The following is a 15,672-nucleotide window of genomic DNA, read 5'->3' on the forward strand; positions in this document are numbered from 1 at the left end:
AAACATCGCGATCGTTCCTTCAAAGGCTATTCTCATCGCTGCATTAACCATTGTCATCATAGCCGTAAGCACTTTGATTAGAACAAATATAACCATCATGATTAACAAGGAGCTTACGCCCCTTGTCCTAACCAAGCTGTAATTAAATAACGCCCCGAATTGCCCCCTAAATCCCCCATTTTGGGGGACTTCCGAACCTTTCAAAGTCCCCCAAAATGGGGGATTTAGGGGGCTGAAAAGTCAAAGCATCCCACCGGGGTTTTATCTTCACGCAACTCCCTAACCAAGTTGAGTACAGCTACATTTTCTGTTTTTTGATTCGCTAGCAAAGCTAAATCTACCCCTGTAGCAGAATGTCTTCGTCTTGAAAAAATATGCTTGACTTAGAGTGCACTCTAGGATTTAAGGTAGTGGGCATGGATAACGAACTCACCATTCAACAAGTTTCTGAGCGCATCGGGCTGAGCGTTTACACCCTCCGCTATTACGAGCGCAACGGACTTTTAGAGCCAGTCACTCGGGCAGCCAATGGGCATCGTCGGTACTCGGCAATGGATCTTGCTCGCATTGAGTTTTTATCTAAACTGCGCATGACAGGAATGCCCATTCGTCAGATGCAGGAATATGCGGCACTAATGCGGCAAAAACCAGATGCGATCGAGGAACGTCGGGCAATTTTAGAAGCCCATGAACAGGCAGTTCAACAACAGATTCAACAGTTGATACAAAACCTGGAGCTAATTCAGTGGAAAATTCAAAACTACAAGACGTTAGCAGAACAGCATCACGCAACTGCTCAGCTAACATCTCATTTGCAACCGATCGCTTAACCACCTTCAAAAGTATTGATGGAGAATAAACTCATGAAAACGCGAAAACTAGGTAACCAAGGATTGGTCGTTTCGGAACTAGGACTGGGTTGTATGGGCATGTCAGAATTCTATAGCGGACGCGATGAGCAGGAGTCTATTGCAACGCTTCAACGCGCTATTGAGTTAGGTGTGACTTTTCTCGATACTGCCGACATGTATGGCCCCTTCACAAACGAACAGTTAGTAGGGCGATCGATTCAAGGTTTGCGAGATAGAGTGACGCTGGCAACCAAATTTGGGAACGTCCGAACTGCTGAAGGCGGCTGGGCAGGCGTTAATGGTAAACCAGAATATGTGCACCAATGCTGCGATGCGTCACTGCAAAGATTAGGCGTAGATACCATTGATCTTTACTATCAACACCGCGTTGATCCAACCGTTCCTATTGAAGATACGATCGGGGCAATGGCAGAGTTAGTGCAACAAGGAAAAGTGCGGTATCTCGGCATGTCTGAGGCGGCACCCGAAACTATTCGTCGTGCCCATGCTGTGCATCCTATCACGGCGCTGCAAACAGAGTACTCTCTGTGGAGCCGTGACCCAGAGGATGAAATATTACCAACAGTGCGCGAATTAGGAATTGGGTTTGTTGCCTATAGTCCGCTAGGGAGAGGATTTCTATCAGGAAACTTCAAGAGCATTGAAGATCTTGCCGAGGATGACTATCGTCGCTTTTCACCCCGGCTTCAAGGAGAAAATTTTGCCAAAAATCTGCAACTTGTGGATCAGGTGAAACAAATTGCAACTGAAAAAAACGTAACGCCGAGCCAACTGGCTTTAGCGTGGCTGCTGGCACAGGGCGAAGATATTGTGCCAATCCCAGGAACGAAACGTCGCACTTATCTAGAAGAGAACGTAGCAGCAACCTCTGTAACGCTGACATCAGAAGATCTAAGCCGGATTGATGCAGTCGCACCGAAAGGAGGAGCAGTGGGCGATCGCTACCCTGACATGAGTACAGTTAATCGCTAACACTAGCATTTGCGGGGTGCAAAGTCCTGGGCACTTGGGTTCCCAGAGTCACAACTCGCACCCCCATAAATAGTGCCAACGACAGCCAAAGCAGATGATTGCTGTGGTAATAAAAGGCGATCGCTGCCATTGGTGCAAAGCCTATCAACAAAGCCATAATTGCGGCATTACGCAAAATACGACCGCTGGTTAAACCTAGAAAGTAGCCATCTAACAAGTAGGCGATCGAGCCAAGCCCTAATATAGGTAGTAGCCAAACGACATACTTTTGTATACCAATGATCACATTAGTATGATTAGTTAACAGGCTAAACAATGGAACAGGTGCGACGATAAAAGCGATCGCAACACTCACACCTAATAATAAACTAGCAACTCCTGAAACCTTTAACAGACGAACCAACCCATCAGTCGTACCCTGCCCGTGCAAAACTCCTGCCCAACTCTCCGTCGCGAACGCCAACCCATCAATAAAAAAAGCTGCAAAGGTCACGACTTCTAGCAATACAGCATTCACGGTTAGCACCTCAGTGCCTGAAACAGAGCTTAAATTTGTAAACAAAGCAAACGTAGAAATTAGTGCAAAACTCCGTACCAAAATCTCGCTATTCAACCAAAGAGCAGACTTGAGCGCAGTCGGATCTAGCAGTTCTTTCCATCCCAATGCCAAAGGCTTCGATCGAAATTCCCACACCAGTAGAAACAACCCGATCGCCATCATCAAAACTTGGCTCCAAGCCGTCGCATATCCCGCCCCCCGACTCAACCATCCCCACTGCACAATCAGCAAATAATCCAGCAGCACCTTCGCCCCATTTCCCACCGCCGAAAGCAGTAAAACTTTGCCACTCTGCCCCCGCCCCAAAAACCAGCCTATCAACACATAATTCAACAGCGTTGCCGGAGCGCCCCAAATCAGCGCTTGGTAATAAGCCATTCCTGAAGCTTTCACATTTTCATTAGCACTCAGCATGCTAAATCCTATCTGACCTAACGGCTGCTGCATCATCAGAATGAGTAACCCAATGCCTAACGCCAAGCCTCCGTTACGCAATCCAATCAGCAAGACCGTATCAGAGTCATTCCGTCCCACTGCCTGAGCCGTTAGCCCAGTTGTGCCCATGCGCAGAAAGCCAAAAGTCCAGTACAAATAATTCACCAAAATAGTCGCTAACGCCACCCCTGCCAAGTGATGAATATCTGCCAAATGCCCTAAGAATGCTACGTCCAACAGTCCCGCCAAAGGCACCATCAAATTAGAAAGAATATTGACGATCGCCAACTGGCTAAACTGACGTAAGAAAGAGCGCGACTCGAACATGATGCGTGAATTTCCGTAGGTAGGTGAATGAATTAATGTTACTCATTCACCTACCCATCTGCTTTGCAAATCAACCACTAGCCTTATGAAAGATTAAAAGTTGATTGAAAAGAACTTTTAGCATCCTTCAGCATTTGGGCGATCGGCTGCTTAGTATGCAGAAAAGCTCTGGCACAGTTTCGACCCGGCATCCCAGAGATTGAACCGCCTGGATGAGTCCCCGCCCCAGTCAAAAACAAGTTTTCGACTGAGGTTTTGTAATTCGCTATTTCTGGTAAAGGACGGAAAAAGATCATCTGCTCCAAGGTCATATCAATGTGGTAGTAGTTGCCCTTCAAAACACTGAGCCGCTCTCCTAGCTCAGCCGGACTCTCTACTCGGCGAGCGATGATCGACTTTTTGAGATTGGGCGCATAGTCTGCTAACTTATCCAAAACGCGATCGGCAACTTTGTTCTTCAGTTCGTCTGTCCACCCCGTCCCCTTTAATCCGGTACCTTCCGCATTCTCAACCTGGTAAGGTGCGAAAAACTCGACCCAGAGCGTATGCTTTCCTTCAGGTGCCATAGAAGGATCCAGCATCGTTGGCATCACAACATACATTGAAGGATCAGAATCAGGAATCTTGCCAATACTCGGATCACTATGACCGATCTCAACCTGCTTCACAGAGTCAGCAATTAACACAGATCCAATCAGGTACTGATCCTGATGCTGATGATGTTCAAAATGTAAGGGTTCTGACAAAGCGCAGTCAATCTTCAAAATGGTCTCATTGTTATTCACAATACGACGCTCCAGACGCTCTTTCAACTCTGGATCAGCTGCTTGCAAATCTCTCTCATCAACCAAATGTAGGAACAAACGTTGTGCGTCAATATTGGAAATTACGCCTTCCTTAGCCCGATACTCCGTCCCACCTTGCACCCGTACGCCAACCGCCTTGCCATCATCCATCAACACACGCTCCACAGACTGGTCTGTCAGAACTTCCCCTCCTAGGGATTTAACCAGCTTGAGCAGTGCTTGAGTGAGCGCACCCGTGCCCCCGACAGGTCTTGCCATGCCAGGATTGTGCCGCATTGCCATCATGATTGCCCCGATCGCCAGTGTTTTCTGACTGGGAGGAGAACCAAGTTCGGATGCTAACCGAGCCAGAGGTGCTTTTAAAAACTCTGAGTCAAACCATTCGTTCAAGTTGTCTTCCGAACTGGATAGCATTGTACGGAAGAGATCAAGGGCTTTATTGACAGAGCCAGCGACTGAAAGGAGATCCTTTATCTTTGTAATGTCATAGTTTCCAGCAATGTCAATCAATGATTTGGGCGGTGCATTAAATACGGGCACGATCGCATTTAGAAGCTGTTGCCAAAACTGAATAAATTCCTGGTATTTAACTGCATCCCTAGGGCTATATCGAGCAATCTCAGCACAAGTCTTTTCTACAGATTTGTGCCCCAAAAAATACTTACCGTCAGGATGGGGACAGAACACGACTGGATCGCAGTACAAATACTTCAACCCATATTTTTCTAGCTCAAGTTCTTCTACCACAGGTCCCAAATGGATGAACTCATGATCAATAGCACACAAGTTAAATTTGAAGCCAGGAGCTTGTTCTGGCATGGCTTCCTCTGTCGTTGCTCCCCCGCCCGGAACAGAGCGTTTTTCTAGCAAGAGTACGCTGTATCCCGCTTTCAGTAGATAAGCTGCACACACTAATCCGTTGTGACCTGCTCCGATTATGACCGCATCATACTCATGCATCTAAAACTCTCCTAGGGTACATATTCTCTAGCCTTATAGCAGTCACACACTTCACAAACATTTTGCGAAACGTTCGCCACAGCGCATCTGACCTACGCCAAATCTTGAGAGTACCGAATAGATTGACAATCGCAAACCTATCCAAGGGAATAACTCTTTTACTACTAAGAGGATGTCTGAGAAGTATCAAAGATTCTTACACTCGCCCCCCAACCCCCCATTCTGGGGGACTTCCGAACCAATGCTTCTTCAAAGTCCCTCAGAATGGGGGATTTAGGGGGCGGATCGGATAGCAATCTAGACTTCTCAGACATCCTCTAAGGTAAAAGATGCTAGAGATAACGAAGCTTATCTATGATCCTCCCTATTGTTCGATCGCCCAACGCCAGTTTTAGTGTGCTCTACTTTGGGAGTATGACCATCTCCATTACCATCTAGGGTTCCATCGACTAGAACAGGACGACGCTTATCCTGATACCGGGACTCCATCGACTTGATAACGATATAGAGAACAGGCACAAGAAACAAGCTTAGAACAGTTGCAATACACATACCGCCAACGATCGCAGTCCCTAAAGACTGTCGAGCCGCTGCCCCTGCTCCCGAAGCAATCATCAAAGGCAGCGCCCCCACAATAGTAGAGATCGCGGTCATTAAAATAGGACGTAATCGTTCTTGACACGCTTCGAGCGCTGCTTGAGCAATAGTCTTTCCTTCCTCCCGAAGCTGGTTCGCAAACTCAACAATCAAAATAGCGTTTTTGCTAGCCATCCCTACCAGCATGACTAAACCAATTTGGGTGTACACATCATTGGCAGTGCCGCGCAGCATCACTGCCGCCAATGCTCCTAAAATAGCTAACGGCACCGTCAACATAATAATAATTGGGTCAACAAAACTTTCATATTGAGCCGCTAACGTTAGGAAAACAAAAACAACTGCTAATCCAAAAATAAATAAGGCAGATCCTCCTGACTCGATTTCTTCAAGCGATAGACCAGACCACTCATAGCCAAACCCTTTAGGCAGTGTTTCCTGCGCAACAGCTTCCATCGCGTTAATAGCTTGCCCAGAACTTGAGCCTGGTGCCGCTGAGCCATTGATCTCAACCGAGCGAAATAGATTGTAGTGATTAATGATTGAAGGCCCATTAGTTTGAGTAATGGTTACTAAACTATCCAATGGAATCATTCTGCCCGCAGAGCCATCAGTTGGATTGCTGCGAACATATAATTTTTTAATATCCTCTGGGTTAGAACGAAACTGACGATCGGCTTGAACGTAAACGCGATAGGCGCGATCGAATTGATTAAAGTCATTAACGTAGGTAGAACCTAAAAAGATTTGCAGTGTATTGAAAACATCTTCTAAGGAAACCTGAAGTTGGCTTGCCCGATCGCGATCGACTTCCACCAAAATTTGTGGAGTGTTAGCACTAAAGTTAGGACGCAGCCCAGTCAGCTTTGGGCTTTCAGCAGAAGGATAAGCCGATGCCCGTCCCATAAACTTACCGAGAGTTTCTCCTAAAGCTGGAAAGCCCAGTCCAGTGCGATCTTGAAGATGAAACTCAAAACCGCCAAAGTTACCAATTCCTGAAATAGCAGGCAAGTTAAAAGGCAGAACAACCGCCTCTTGAATGGACGCTAGTTTTGGAAATAGTCCAAAAGGAGCAGGGGCAAACCCACCGATGATTGCCTGTAAAGATTGATTGGCACCTGTCCTCTCTTCCCAAGGCTTCAGGGTCGAAAAGATTAAACCGTTGTTAGGAGTTGCCCCACTAAAACTAAACCCTCCAACTGCAAAGATATTTGTGATTTCGGGCTGTGCCTTAAGAATTGCTTCAGCTTTTTGCAGCACTTTTTCCGTGTAGTCTAGAGATACACCTTCTGGCCCTTGCACTACCGTAATAAAAACGCCTTGATCTTCGTCAGGAATGAAAGCTTTAGGGACAAAATTATAGGTGAAATAAGTGAGAACCAACGCCCCACCAAATAAAGCCATCACTAAGCCTTTGCGCCGAATGACCTGGCTCACCCCTCGACCATAGCTATCTCGAGTTTTGTTGATGACCCAGTTAATGCCATTAAAAAATCGATTGTTTGATGGTGCCTCTGCCCGAAGTAACAGCGCCGATAACATGGGCGTAAACGTAATAGCATTAAAGGTTGAAAGCATCACCGAGAACGTGATAGTCAAGGCGAATTGTCGATAAAGTTGACCGGTTGTGCCGGGGAAGAATGCTACCGGGACAAACACTGTAACCAATACAAGCGAAGTGGCAATAACCACTCCAAAGAGAATATCCATTGATGCGATCGCCGCTTCACGAGGCGACATTCCTTCATCTTGAATGCGACGAGTAATATCTTCGATAATGACAATGGCATCGTCTACAACCAAACCTGTTGCTAAGGTCAATCCAAATAAAGTCAGGGTATTGATTGAGAACCCTAAAAGCTTGACGAAGATAAATGTACCAATGAATGCAATGGGGATCACAATGGTTGTGACCAATGCCGATCGCCAGCTTTGTAAAAATAGAAATAAGATCAGAACGACTAAGACAACTGCCTCAATCAAAGATTGAACTACCTCCCCTGCGCCCGCTTCAATAAACGTAGAAGTATCAAACGCAACAGCATATCGCATCCCAGGTGGAAAGCTTTCGGAGAGCCGCTGCATCTCTATTTTGACCTCTTTTGCAACATCAAGCGCATTGCTGCCAAACTGTTGATTAACTCCTAAACCCACACCCTGGTGCGTCACTCGATCATTGGGAGTAAACCGCAGCACTGAACCATAGTTTTCTGCGCCCAGTTCAGCCCGACCCACTTCATTCAGCCTGACCAGCGTTCCAGTATTGGTAGTTTTAATGACCAGATTATTGAACTCCTCAGCATCCTTAAGTCGTCCTTGTACGGTTACGGCATACTGATACTGCTGTCCTGGCAATGCAGGCGGCTGTCCAATTTGTCCTGCGCCCACTTGAATATTCTGCTGCTGGAGGGCGCTGACTACATCCTGAGGCGTGATGCTGCGACTGGCAAGCCGCTCTGGGTCAAGCCAAAGTCGCATCGCGTACTTACGTTCTCCAAAGATTTGCACACTACCTACACCCCTAATCCGTTTAATAGCGTCTGCTAAATAAAGATCGGCGTAGTTACTTAAATAGATATCATCGTAGAGATCTGTATCCGATGCTTCGTCACGATCGGCATATAGCCCGATCGCCAATAAAAAGTTATTATTTGCCTTTTCAACCTGAACTCCCGTTTGCGTTACAGGCCCTGGTAACCGAGATTGCACAGTAGAGACACGATTTTGTACATCTACTGCTGCTAAGTCTTGATCTCGCCCTAAATCAAACGTGAGGTTAATGCTGCTTGTTCCCGTGCTAGCACTGGTAGATTTGATGTATTTTACCCCGGCAATACCGTTCAGTTCCCGCTCTAAAATGTCGGTCACAGTCGATTCAACGACCTCTGCGTTAGCGCCTACATAGTTAGAGGTAACGCTAACTTGTGGGGGTGCGATTTCAGGGTACTGAGCGATCGGCAATGTCGGAATGCAGGCAATTCCTAAAAGCGTGATCATAATCGAACAGACTGAGGCAAACACCGGACGCTGAATGAAGAAATTAGAGATAGACAAAATCATAATTCATCCGGGAATGAGAGGAACACCAGCCAGATTACGGAGCGGGAGGAGACGTGGAGGAAGCTGCATCTGCAATGGGCATACAATTTTGCAGTTGTAGAATACCTGAAACGACGATGCGATCGCTAGCCATTACACCTTCCAAAACTTCTTGATCATTATTAACAATTCTGCCGAGCTTAACAGGCTTCTGGGCAGCGACTAACTGGTCAGGATCAACCGGAGCCGATGTGCCTTCAGAAGCAGGAGCTTGACATCCTGAATCTTTAAAGGGAGCCGCCACAAACAAAAAATCTCTGCCCCCCAAGCGAGAAATTGCCGTAGTCGGCACCAGCACTCCTGGTTGACTGCTCCAAATCACCCGCGCTCGGACAAACTGGGAGCTACGCAAAACCTCACTTCCGTTCTCAAAGGTTGCTTCGACTTGCACTGATTGGGTAGTAGCATCTACGTTAGGAGCAATAAATGAAATTCGCCCTGTCTGTATTTCTCGATTTTGGTCATCTAGCAATTTCACGGGCAGCCCCAATCGGGCTGAAGACGCTCGTTCTAGAGGAAGCTGAATTTGAACTTCTAACTGCTTATTTTGAGTAATGTTCAGCAATTGTGTACCCACCGTTACCGCGTCGCCTACTTTCACTGGAATGTTGCTAACCGTGCCGCTGAAAGGCGCAGTAATGGTGTACTCTTCCAGTGCAGCTTGCCCCTCAGCAATATTAGCTTCGGCTTCTTCTACCGCCCGTTGATTTCGAGTCACTACAGATTGAGTCCGACCGATCGCCGATCGCTGCGCCTGAATCTCAGCTTCTGCCTGTCGCAGTTCTGCCTGCGCAGTTCTTAATGCATTAGCTCGTTGGTCTAGCGTTTGCTGACTGGATGCCCCTTGACGAGTCAACTCTTGGTAGCGTTGATACTCCTGTTGATTGAGTTGAACATTGGCAAGGGCGGCGGCGCGCTGTGCTTCTAAAGATCTGAGGGTATCGGCGGCGTTAGCAACATCGGCTTGTGCCGCCTGCACATCAGCAGCAGCAGTCAGAGCGGCAGCAGTACGGCTAGAAACTTGGGCACGCTGTTGATCTGCATCAATTTCCAAAATGGGTTGCCCTGCCTCAACCCGATCGCCAGGTTGTACATAGATAGCGCTAATTTGTCCAGCCACACGCGGCTGAAGCGTCACCGATTGCCGTGAATCTAAAGTCGCCGAGTAGTCGGAGCTATCTTGGATTGGAGCAGATTTAGGGTTAGCTAGCGGTACAGGAGTAGGCGGCGGGGCCATCTGACCACCCATCATCATCGGTAAAATGAATCGGCTAAAAATAATCCAGCCAAGTCCACCCAGAAGTACTAGCCCAATCACAGCAGGAACAACAGACTGCCGCCAGCGCGGAGTTTGAGGCTCTACCTTTGGGTGTGAAGAAGGTAATTCTGCTTGGTCAGACGGATGAACGGTCAGATTTTTCTGATTGTCTTCGCCATTCATTGGAATCACCTGAATTGATTAATTATGGAGATGAAGGGAACCGATTGCCAACACAAAGGAAGAAGCGTAAAGCCAAGAGGCATCATAGCTAAGTGTCTAGAATACTTTCACTTTCTCACCCTGAATGTATAGAAACCTAACTTAGAAGTGTAAGCGATCGAATCTGAAACCGAGAGAGGTCTACTTAAAGCAGGTTCTACTAAACTCTTCATAGGTCTACTTAAAGCAGGTTCTACTAAACTCTTCATTGTTCTCAAACTTCTAATTTTTTCTCCACTCCAATTTTTTCTCCACTATTGTAGCGTTCTAAATCATCGATTTTTATTCGAGCAGAAAGTTTTATATCGTCTTATTTTTGTATCGTCTTGTATAGATTTAAGTCAATCGTTTTTATACAAAACCTCTATCTCATGGAAGAGGGTAGAGTACTTAATCCTAATTTACTTTGAGAAAAGACGCATCTCATTACAAGTCGTAAATGTGTCTTTACTTTAGAACGATTAGGAGAGATTTCAGAATGATTTCAGCAATTAGAAAATCGAAAAAGTTATTGATCGCTGCCAGCGTTGCACTAATGACCGCGATCGCTGCTTGTGAAAATCCAGATACTACAACCAGTACAACGACTGATCCTGGGTCAACCACTATTACCGAATCGCCCTTAGTTAGTCCTACTGTTGGCGCATCACCTTCCACCACTGCCTCAGGTACAATTTCGGAAGTTTTGGCTCAGAACAGTTCTTTTAGCACGTTGTTAACAGCGGCTCAAGCAGCAGGAGTACAAGAAACCTTGAGTGCGCCAGGAGCCGTAACGGTCTTCGCTCCCACTAATGAAGCCTTTGCAGCATTGCCTGCCGGGACTCTTGATAGACTACTGCTTCCCGAAAACAAAGAGCAGCTTAGGAAAATCTTGAGTTATCACGTTGTACCAAGCCAGGTCACTTCGGCAGATATTCAACCTGGAGCTGTTGCAACTGTGGAAGGGCAGACCATTTCTGTCGAGAGCAGCGCAAATAATATTACTGTCAATGATGCGTCTGTAACGCAGCCCGATGTTATTGCAACTAATGGCGTAATTCATGGAATTGACAAAGTTCTTTTGCCACCTGATGTCCAACTATAGTAAAGATTAATTCTTTAGGACAGAGGGCTTTACTGAATAGCCGGAATTACTTCAGCGTAATTCCGGCTATTGCCATCTTTAGAAATAGAGAAGATGGCTTTTAAGTTAAAATTAAAAAAAGAAGCATTGCTCAGTAAGAGTGTGAACCTGTTCAGAGTCCCTTTTTTCAGGAGAAGGGGCATGAAAATTAAGCCGTTGATTCAGACTACAATTCAGTAATGCCAGAAGGTAGTCATTGCTCTGTAAAGTATGGCAACTAAAGTATACTTTTATACCAACATCATCAATTCATGCCCTAACAAGATATGGCAAAAGGTGAGGCTTAGAATACTAACTCTCATAGCATTTTTAATCATCGTGAGTTGCCAACAAACTGTGCCTCCTTCAACTGTAGAGCCAGTCACCCTTAAACTGAGTGGATGGAGCGCCAGTCCAGCCGAGCAACGATTGCTAAACCAAGTCTTACGCGATTTTGAAGCGAGTCATCCTAGCATCAGAGTTCGGTTTGAAGTCATTGCTGATCAATACATGGACGTGATTAAGACCCGACTAATTGGGGATGCTGCTCCTGATGTATTTTACTTAGATGCCATGGAAGCTCCGTTCTTTATGCAGCAGAACGTTCTAGAACCGTTGAATGCTTATATTCCTGCTGCGTTTGACTTAGCCGACTTTGAGCCTAATTTACTTCAACCCTTTACTTTGCAAAACCGGGTCTATGGGTTGCCCAAAGATTTTTCTACCTTAGCCCTGTTTTACAATCGAAAAGCTTTTGCGGCGGCTGGGTTGAGCCATCCCCCCAAAACTTGGGAAGAGATGCTGATTGCTTCTAAAAAACTGACGATCGACCTGAATAAAGATGGTAGACCTGACCAGTATGGCTTTGGTATTTTGCCCGAACTATCGCGACAGGCACATAGTATTAAGGCATTTGGTGGACAGGTTGTTAATACTAGGGGTTATGCTACGTTTGCTACGGATGACGGGATTAACGGAGTCAACCCTATGGTGCAACAGTATCAGAACGATCGCACCTCTGCCCGTGCAATTGATGTGGGCGCTAACAATGGCAGCGAGATGTTTGGGCAAGGCAAAGCCGCTATGGTAATTGAAGGAAACTGGGCAATTCCTTATTTGCAAAGCACCTTCCCCAACCTAGATTTTGCTACGGCTGAGTTACCCAAAATCAACAATCAGTCTGCCACCATGGCATTTACAGTCGCCTACGTGATGAATCATCAGACTCAGCATAAGCAAGCGGCTTGGGAGCTAATTGCTTACTTGACGGGCAAAGTAGGAATGGAGAAGTGGACGGGCACAGGCTTTGCCTTGCCTAGCCGCAAATCGGTTGCCCAAAAATTGAATGCCCAAACGTTGGAGGGTGATGGCGATCGCCTGCGCGCGCCTCTATTGGCTGGAGTTAGCTACGCCACCCCGTGGCAAGTAGGACAATTTCCGACTGCAATTGTGAATAACTTTAATAATCAATATTTAAGCGCTTTATTAGGACAACAACTCCTGCCTACTGCGATGATTCGGGCACAGGAGAGCGCTAACCAACAAATTAAAGCCGCACTTTAGGAAAGCGGCACCTTAGAAAAGCGATCGTCGCTAAGAGGATGTCTGAGAAGTATCAAAGATTCTTACACTCGCCCCCTAACCCTCCATTCTGGGGGACTTCCGAACCAATGCTTCTTCAAAGTCCCTCAGAATGGGGGATTTAGGGGGCGGATCGGATAGCAATCTAGACTTCTCAGACATCCTCTAACTTTTTCCACCCGTAAAGGTAATGCCTTGAATAAAGTATTGGTTAAAAAAAGCATAGAGAAAGAGAACAGGCAACGTAAACATCATAGATGCTGCCATGATGTTATTCCAGTAGCTAATGTATTCTCCCTTAAATGTATTCAGCCCTAGCGGAAGTGTAAACATTTCAGGTTCAAATAGAGTTACGATGGGCAATAAAAAATTGTTCCAGCTGCTCATAAAAACCAGAATAGTCTGTGCTGCCAAAGCTGGTTTCGCTAGGGGTAAGACAATATACCAAAAAGTGCTCAATCGCCCCAGTCCATCCAATGCCGCCGCCTCTTCTAGCTCTGAAGGAAAATTGAGAAAAAACTGACGCATCATAAAAATAAAAGTAGCATTTACCATTCCTGGCACAATCATGCCTTGATAGGAGTTGAGCCAGCCAAAGGCTTTTAAAATTAAGAAGGTCGGGATTAGGGTTACTTGTACAGGAACTGCCAGCACTGCCAAAATGAGAAAAAACCAAAACCGCTTACCGCGAAATGGCAGTCGGGCTAGCGCATATCCAGCAAGAGAATTGAATATCAGGTTGAGCAGCGTTACGCTAATGGCGATCGCCACGCTATTAAAAAACCAGCGTAAAAATAAGGGTTCTTCTGTAAAAACTTGTCGGTAGTTTTCTAGCGTGAAATGGCGAGGAATAAAGTTAGCTTCACCACTCACAATTTCTGAGAGGGGTTTAAAGGAAGCCGAAAGTGCCCAAAGAAATGGAGTTAACGTAATGGCAGCATAGACAATAAGTAGAGCATATAAAATTTTGCTAATCCAAAACGAGCGAGTTAATATTTTCATATTGACCTGAGCAGAATAAACCTTTTAACGATCGCTCCTAAACAGTTGTTTCTGAATCAAGGTAATCAAAATAATCAGGGCTGCCAGCAAAAAGGCGATCGCCGCTGCATAACCCATTTGTAAATCTCGAAAAACATACTGATAAATGAGTAGCACCAAAGTCAACGTGGCATTATTGGGCCCTCCTGACCCATTAGAAATAATGTAAGACTGGTCAAAAAGTTGAAACGTCCCAATTACGCCCATTGCCATCACAAAAAACGTAACGGGGTTGAGTAGAGGCAGCGTAATAAACCAAAATCTGCCCCAGGCAGTTGCCCCATCAATTTCTGCGGCTTCATAAAGCGATCGCGGGATATCTTGTAGCGCTGCCAAGTAAATCACCATAAAGAAAGGCGCAGTTGACCAAATATTCATCAGCATGATCCCCTTCAGTGCAACAGCAGGATCGCCTAGCCAGTTATAGGTGGGAAGGGCGATCGCTTCTAAGAAGCGATTCAATAACCCATTTGTGTTGTAAATCCACATAAAAATCAGCGTCAGAACAGTAGAAGAAGTCACCGTAGGCAAAAAGTAAATCATTCGCCATACGCTCTTACCTCTGATTCCCGCATTCAACGTCACCGCCAACAGCAGCGCTAGCACAGTCTGAGTTGGAACAACGATCGCTACATACTCGGCAGTGTTACGCAGCGCAATCCAAACCCGCTCGTCTGCTTGCAAGCGTGCAAAGTTACGTAACCCAACAAACTCATAGCTGATCCCCCCTAAAAGCTGCACTTTTTGTAATGACAAAAAGACTGCATAGAGAATTGGCAACACGATAAATGTACCCAGTACCCCAATTGCCGGGGTCATAAATGCATAGCCAGCTAAGTTCTCTGAAATTTCGGACTTAAGGCGCTGATTCATCATCAAGGCACCTGCTTTAGTAAAGATTTACGACGACTTTATCTAAACTAGATCGCTTCACCGAAGTGCTGGACAGATCTAAGTAGACAGTCACAAAAAATGTATATTCTGTGGAGCAGGATGTTGACTGCATGACATCATAATCGAGACAGATGTCTCCTATTTAATTCATTTGATTCAGTCTGTCTACTTAGGTGCCGCTTAAGAAAACAGGGTTTCAGTAAGATTAATTTTATTCAAGAGAAAAGGGACAATACCATGAAAAAGTTCTATCCATTACTCTTTTGTAGGAATTGGAGCGACTTTAAGGACTTCATCTAGCAGCGATCGGGCAGTTTGAGCTTTCGTCAGCGCTGCCTGGTGATCGCCGTAAGCCCGCACCAAACGCAGTAGCCCACCAACACCCGCCTTAAGCTGCTCCAGTTCCTCACCCGCGACCAGATCCCCATCTAACATTCTCACGAGTAGCGGCTTAATATCACCCACTTCTTGCCGAATTTTTTGAAGCTTTTCAACTGCACTCAGCAAAGCTTTGAGCGAGTTCAAAATGTCATCCACAGTCTGAATATCTCCCTCATTCTGGGCACTGTCCGAAGTCTCAGTGAGGATCTCAGGTTGAGATGACTGCTCCAAGTCTGCGGACTCTGGCTCCGAGTCTTCAGCGTCTACGGGTTCGTCTAAGTCTGAAGCCTCAGGCAATTGCTGAGGCGATATTTTAGCATTAGCTCCAGTTGTTCTCGCCATTTATTAAGTCCTCAAAACATTTTCTCTAGTGTATATCTCCTGTTTCAGCTTGGAAAAATCTGACCATTACGACCTGCAAAGAGATAAACTGTAGAACCCAAGTTTAGAGGTTAAAGCTATAGTATTATGGGTCAGGTCGTTAGCGAAAATATAATCAAGTAATAATATCGCCATAATCTGTTGATATAATGGCTTTTTATCGCTATCTGGTTGCGAATATTTTA

Annotated in this window: 11 protein-coding genes; 4 read left to right on the forward strand and 7 right to left on the reverse strand. The window is 45.9% G+C overall.

Going from position 1 to position 15,672, the window contains the following annotated elements; genetic code table 11:
* Window positions 1-416 precede the first annotated feature (416 nt).
* Complete coding sequence (locus KME11_19840) at window positions 417-830, forward strand: MerR family transcriptional regulator (GenBank protein MBW4517462.1); 414 nt, start codon at window positions 417-419, stop codon at window positions 828-830.
* Between the two features lie 33 nt (window positions 831-863).
* Window positions 864-1,844, forward strand: coding sequence for an aldo/keto reductase (locus KME11_19845; protein MBW4517463.1), 981 nt, complete (start codon window positions 864-866; stop codon window positions 1,842-1,844).
* Here the strand turns inward: KME11_19845 and KME11_19850 are convergent.
* From KME11_19850 to KME11_19865, 4 genes are all read right to left on the reverse strand, one after another.
* Window positions 1,834-3,165, reverse strand: coding sequence for an MATE family efflux transporter (locus KME11_19850; protein MBW4517464.1), 1,332 nt, complete (start codon window positions 3,163-3,165; stop codon window positions 1,834-1,836). The genes KME11_19845 and KME11_19850 overlap by 11 nt on opposite strands.
* 83 nt (window positions 3,166-3,248) lie before the next feature.
* Window positions 3,249-4,931 (reverse strand): NAD(P)/FAD-dependent oxidoreductase, encoded by a 1,683-nt coding sequence (locus KME11_19855; protein MBW4517465.1) that lies wholly within the window; start codon window positions 4,929-4,931, stop codon window positions 3,249-3,251.
* Window positions 4,932-5,279: 348 nt separating this feature from the next.
* Window positions 5,280-8,588, reverse strand: a complete 3,309-nt coding sequence (locus KME11_19860) for an efflux RND transporter permease subunit (protein ID MBW4517466.1) — start codon at window positions 8,586-8,588, stop codon at window positions 5,280-5,282.
* 34 nt (window positions 8,589-8,622) lie between these two features.
* Complete coding sequence (locus KME11_19865; protein MBW4517467.1) at window positions 8,623-10,068, reverse strand: efflux RND transporter periplasmic adaptor subunit; 1,446 nt, start codon at window positions 10,066-10,068, stop codon at window positions 8,623-8,625.
* 574 nt (window positions 10,069-10,642) lie between these two features.
* On the opposite strand from KME11_19865, the gene KME11_19870 reads away from it, so the two are divergent.
* Both KME11_19870 and KME11_19875 read left to right on the forward strand, forming a co-directional pair.
* On the forward strand, window positions 10,643-11,191 hold the full coding sequence (locus KME11_19870; GenBank protein ID MBW4517468.1) for a fasciclin domain-containing protein: 549 nt from the start codon (window positions 10,643-10,645) through the stop codon (window positions 11,189-11,191).
* Between the two features lie 249 nt (window positions 11,192-11,440).
* Entirely contained in the window at window positions 11,441-12,772 is a 1,332-nt protein-coding gene (locus KME11_19875; GenBank protein ID MBW4517469.1) for an ABC transporter substrate-binding protein, read from the forward strand.
* Window positions 12,773-12,955: 183 nt separating this feature from the next.
* Here the strand turns inward: KME11_19875 and KME11_19880 are convergent, their stop codons facing one another.
* The 3 genes from KME11_19880 to KME11_19890 form a co-directional block, all read right to left on the reverse strand.
* Window positions 12,956-13,792, reverse strand: a complete 837-nt coding sequence (locus KME11_19880; protein MBW4517470.1) for a carbohydrate ABC transporter permease — start codon at window positions 13,790-13,792, stop codon at window positions 12,956-12,958.
* Window positions 13,793-13,816: 24 nt separating this feature from the next.
* Window positions 13,817-14,650 carry a sugar ABC transporter permease gene (locus KME11_19885; GenBank protein ID MBW4517471.1) on the reverse strand — a complete coding sequence of 278 codons (834 nt, stop codon included), beginning with the start codon at window positions 14,648-14,650 and terminating at the stop codon, window positions 13,817-13,819.
* 330 nt (window positions 14,651-14,980) lie between these two features.
* On the reverse strand, window positions 14,981-15,448 hold the full coding sequence (locus tag KME11_19890; GenBank protein MBW4517472.1) for a hypothetical protein: 468 nt from the start codon (window positions 15,446-15,448) through the stop codon (window positions 14,981-14,983).
* Between the last annotated feature and the right edge of the window lie 224 nt (window positions 15,449-15,672).

It is taken from the genome of Timaviella obliquedivisa GSE-PSE-MK23-08B (assembly GCA_019358855.1).
Taxonomy (GTDB): Bacteria; Cyanobacteriota; Cyanobacteriia; order Elainellales; family Elainellaceae; genus Timaviella; species Timaviella obliquedivisa.

Coding starts and splice junctions, on each gene's coding strand:
- KME11_19885 (MBW4517471.1), bottom strand. CDS start 14,650: ATGACCCCGGCAATTGGGGTACTGGGTACATTTATCGTGTTGCCAATT.
- KME11_19860 (MBW4517466.1), bottom strand. CDS start 8,588: ATGATTTTGTCTATCTCTAATTTCTTCATTCAGCGTCCGGTGTTTGCC.
- KME11_19890 (MBW4517472.1), bottom strand. CDS start 15,448: ATGGCGAGAACAACTGGAGCTAATGCTAAAATATCGCCTCAGCAATTG.
- KME11_19880 (MBW4517470.1), bottom strand. CDS start 13,792: ATGAAAATATTAACTCGCTCGTTTTGGATTAGCAAAATTTTATATGCT.
- KME11_19865 (MBW4517467.1), bottom strand. CDS start 10,068: ATGAATGGCGAAGACAATCAGAAAAATCTGACCGTTCATCCGTCTGAC.
- KME11_19850 (MBW4517464.1), bottom strand. CDS start 3,165: ATGTTCGAGTCGCGCTCTTTCTTACGTCAGTTTAGCCAGTTGGCGATC.
- KME11_19875 (MBW4517469.1), top strand. CDS start 11,441: ATGGCAACTAAAGTATACTTTTATACCAACATCATCAATTCATGCCCT.
- KME11_19855 (MBW4517465.1), bottom strand. CDS start 4,931: ATGCATGAGTATGATGCGGTCATAATCGGAGCAGGTCACAACGGATTA.
- KME11_19845 (MBW4517463.1), top strand. CDS start 864: ATGAAAACGCGAAAACTAGGTAACCAAGGATTGGTCGTTTCGGAACTA.
- KME11_19870 (MBW4517468.1), top strand. CDS start 10,643: ATGACCGCGATCGCTGCTTGTGAAAATCCAGATACTACAACCAGTACA.
- KME11_19840 (MBW4517462.1), top strand. CDS start 417: ATGGATAACGAACTCACCATTCAACAAGTTTCTGAGCGCATCGGGCTG.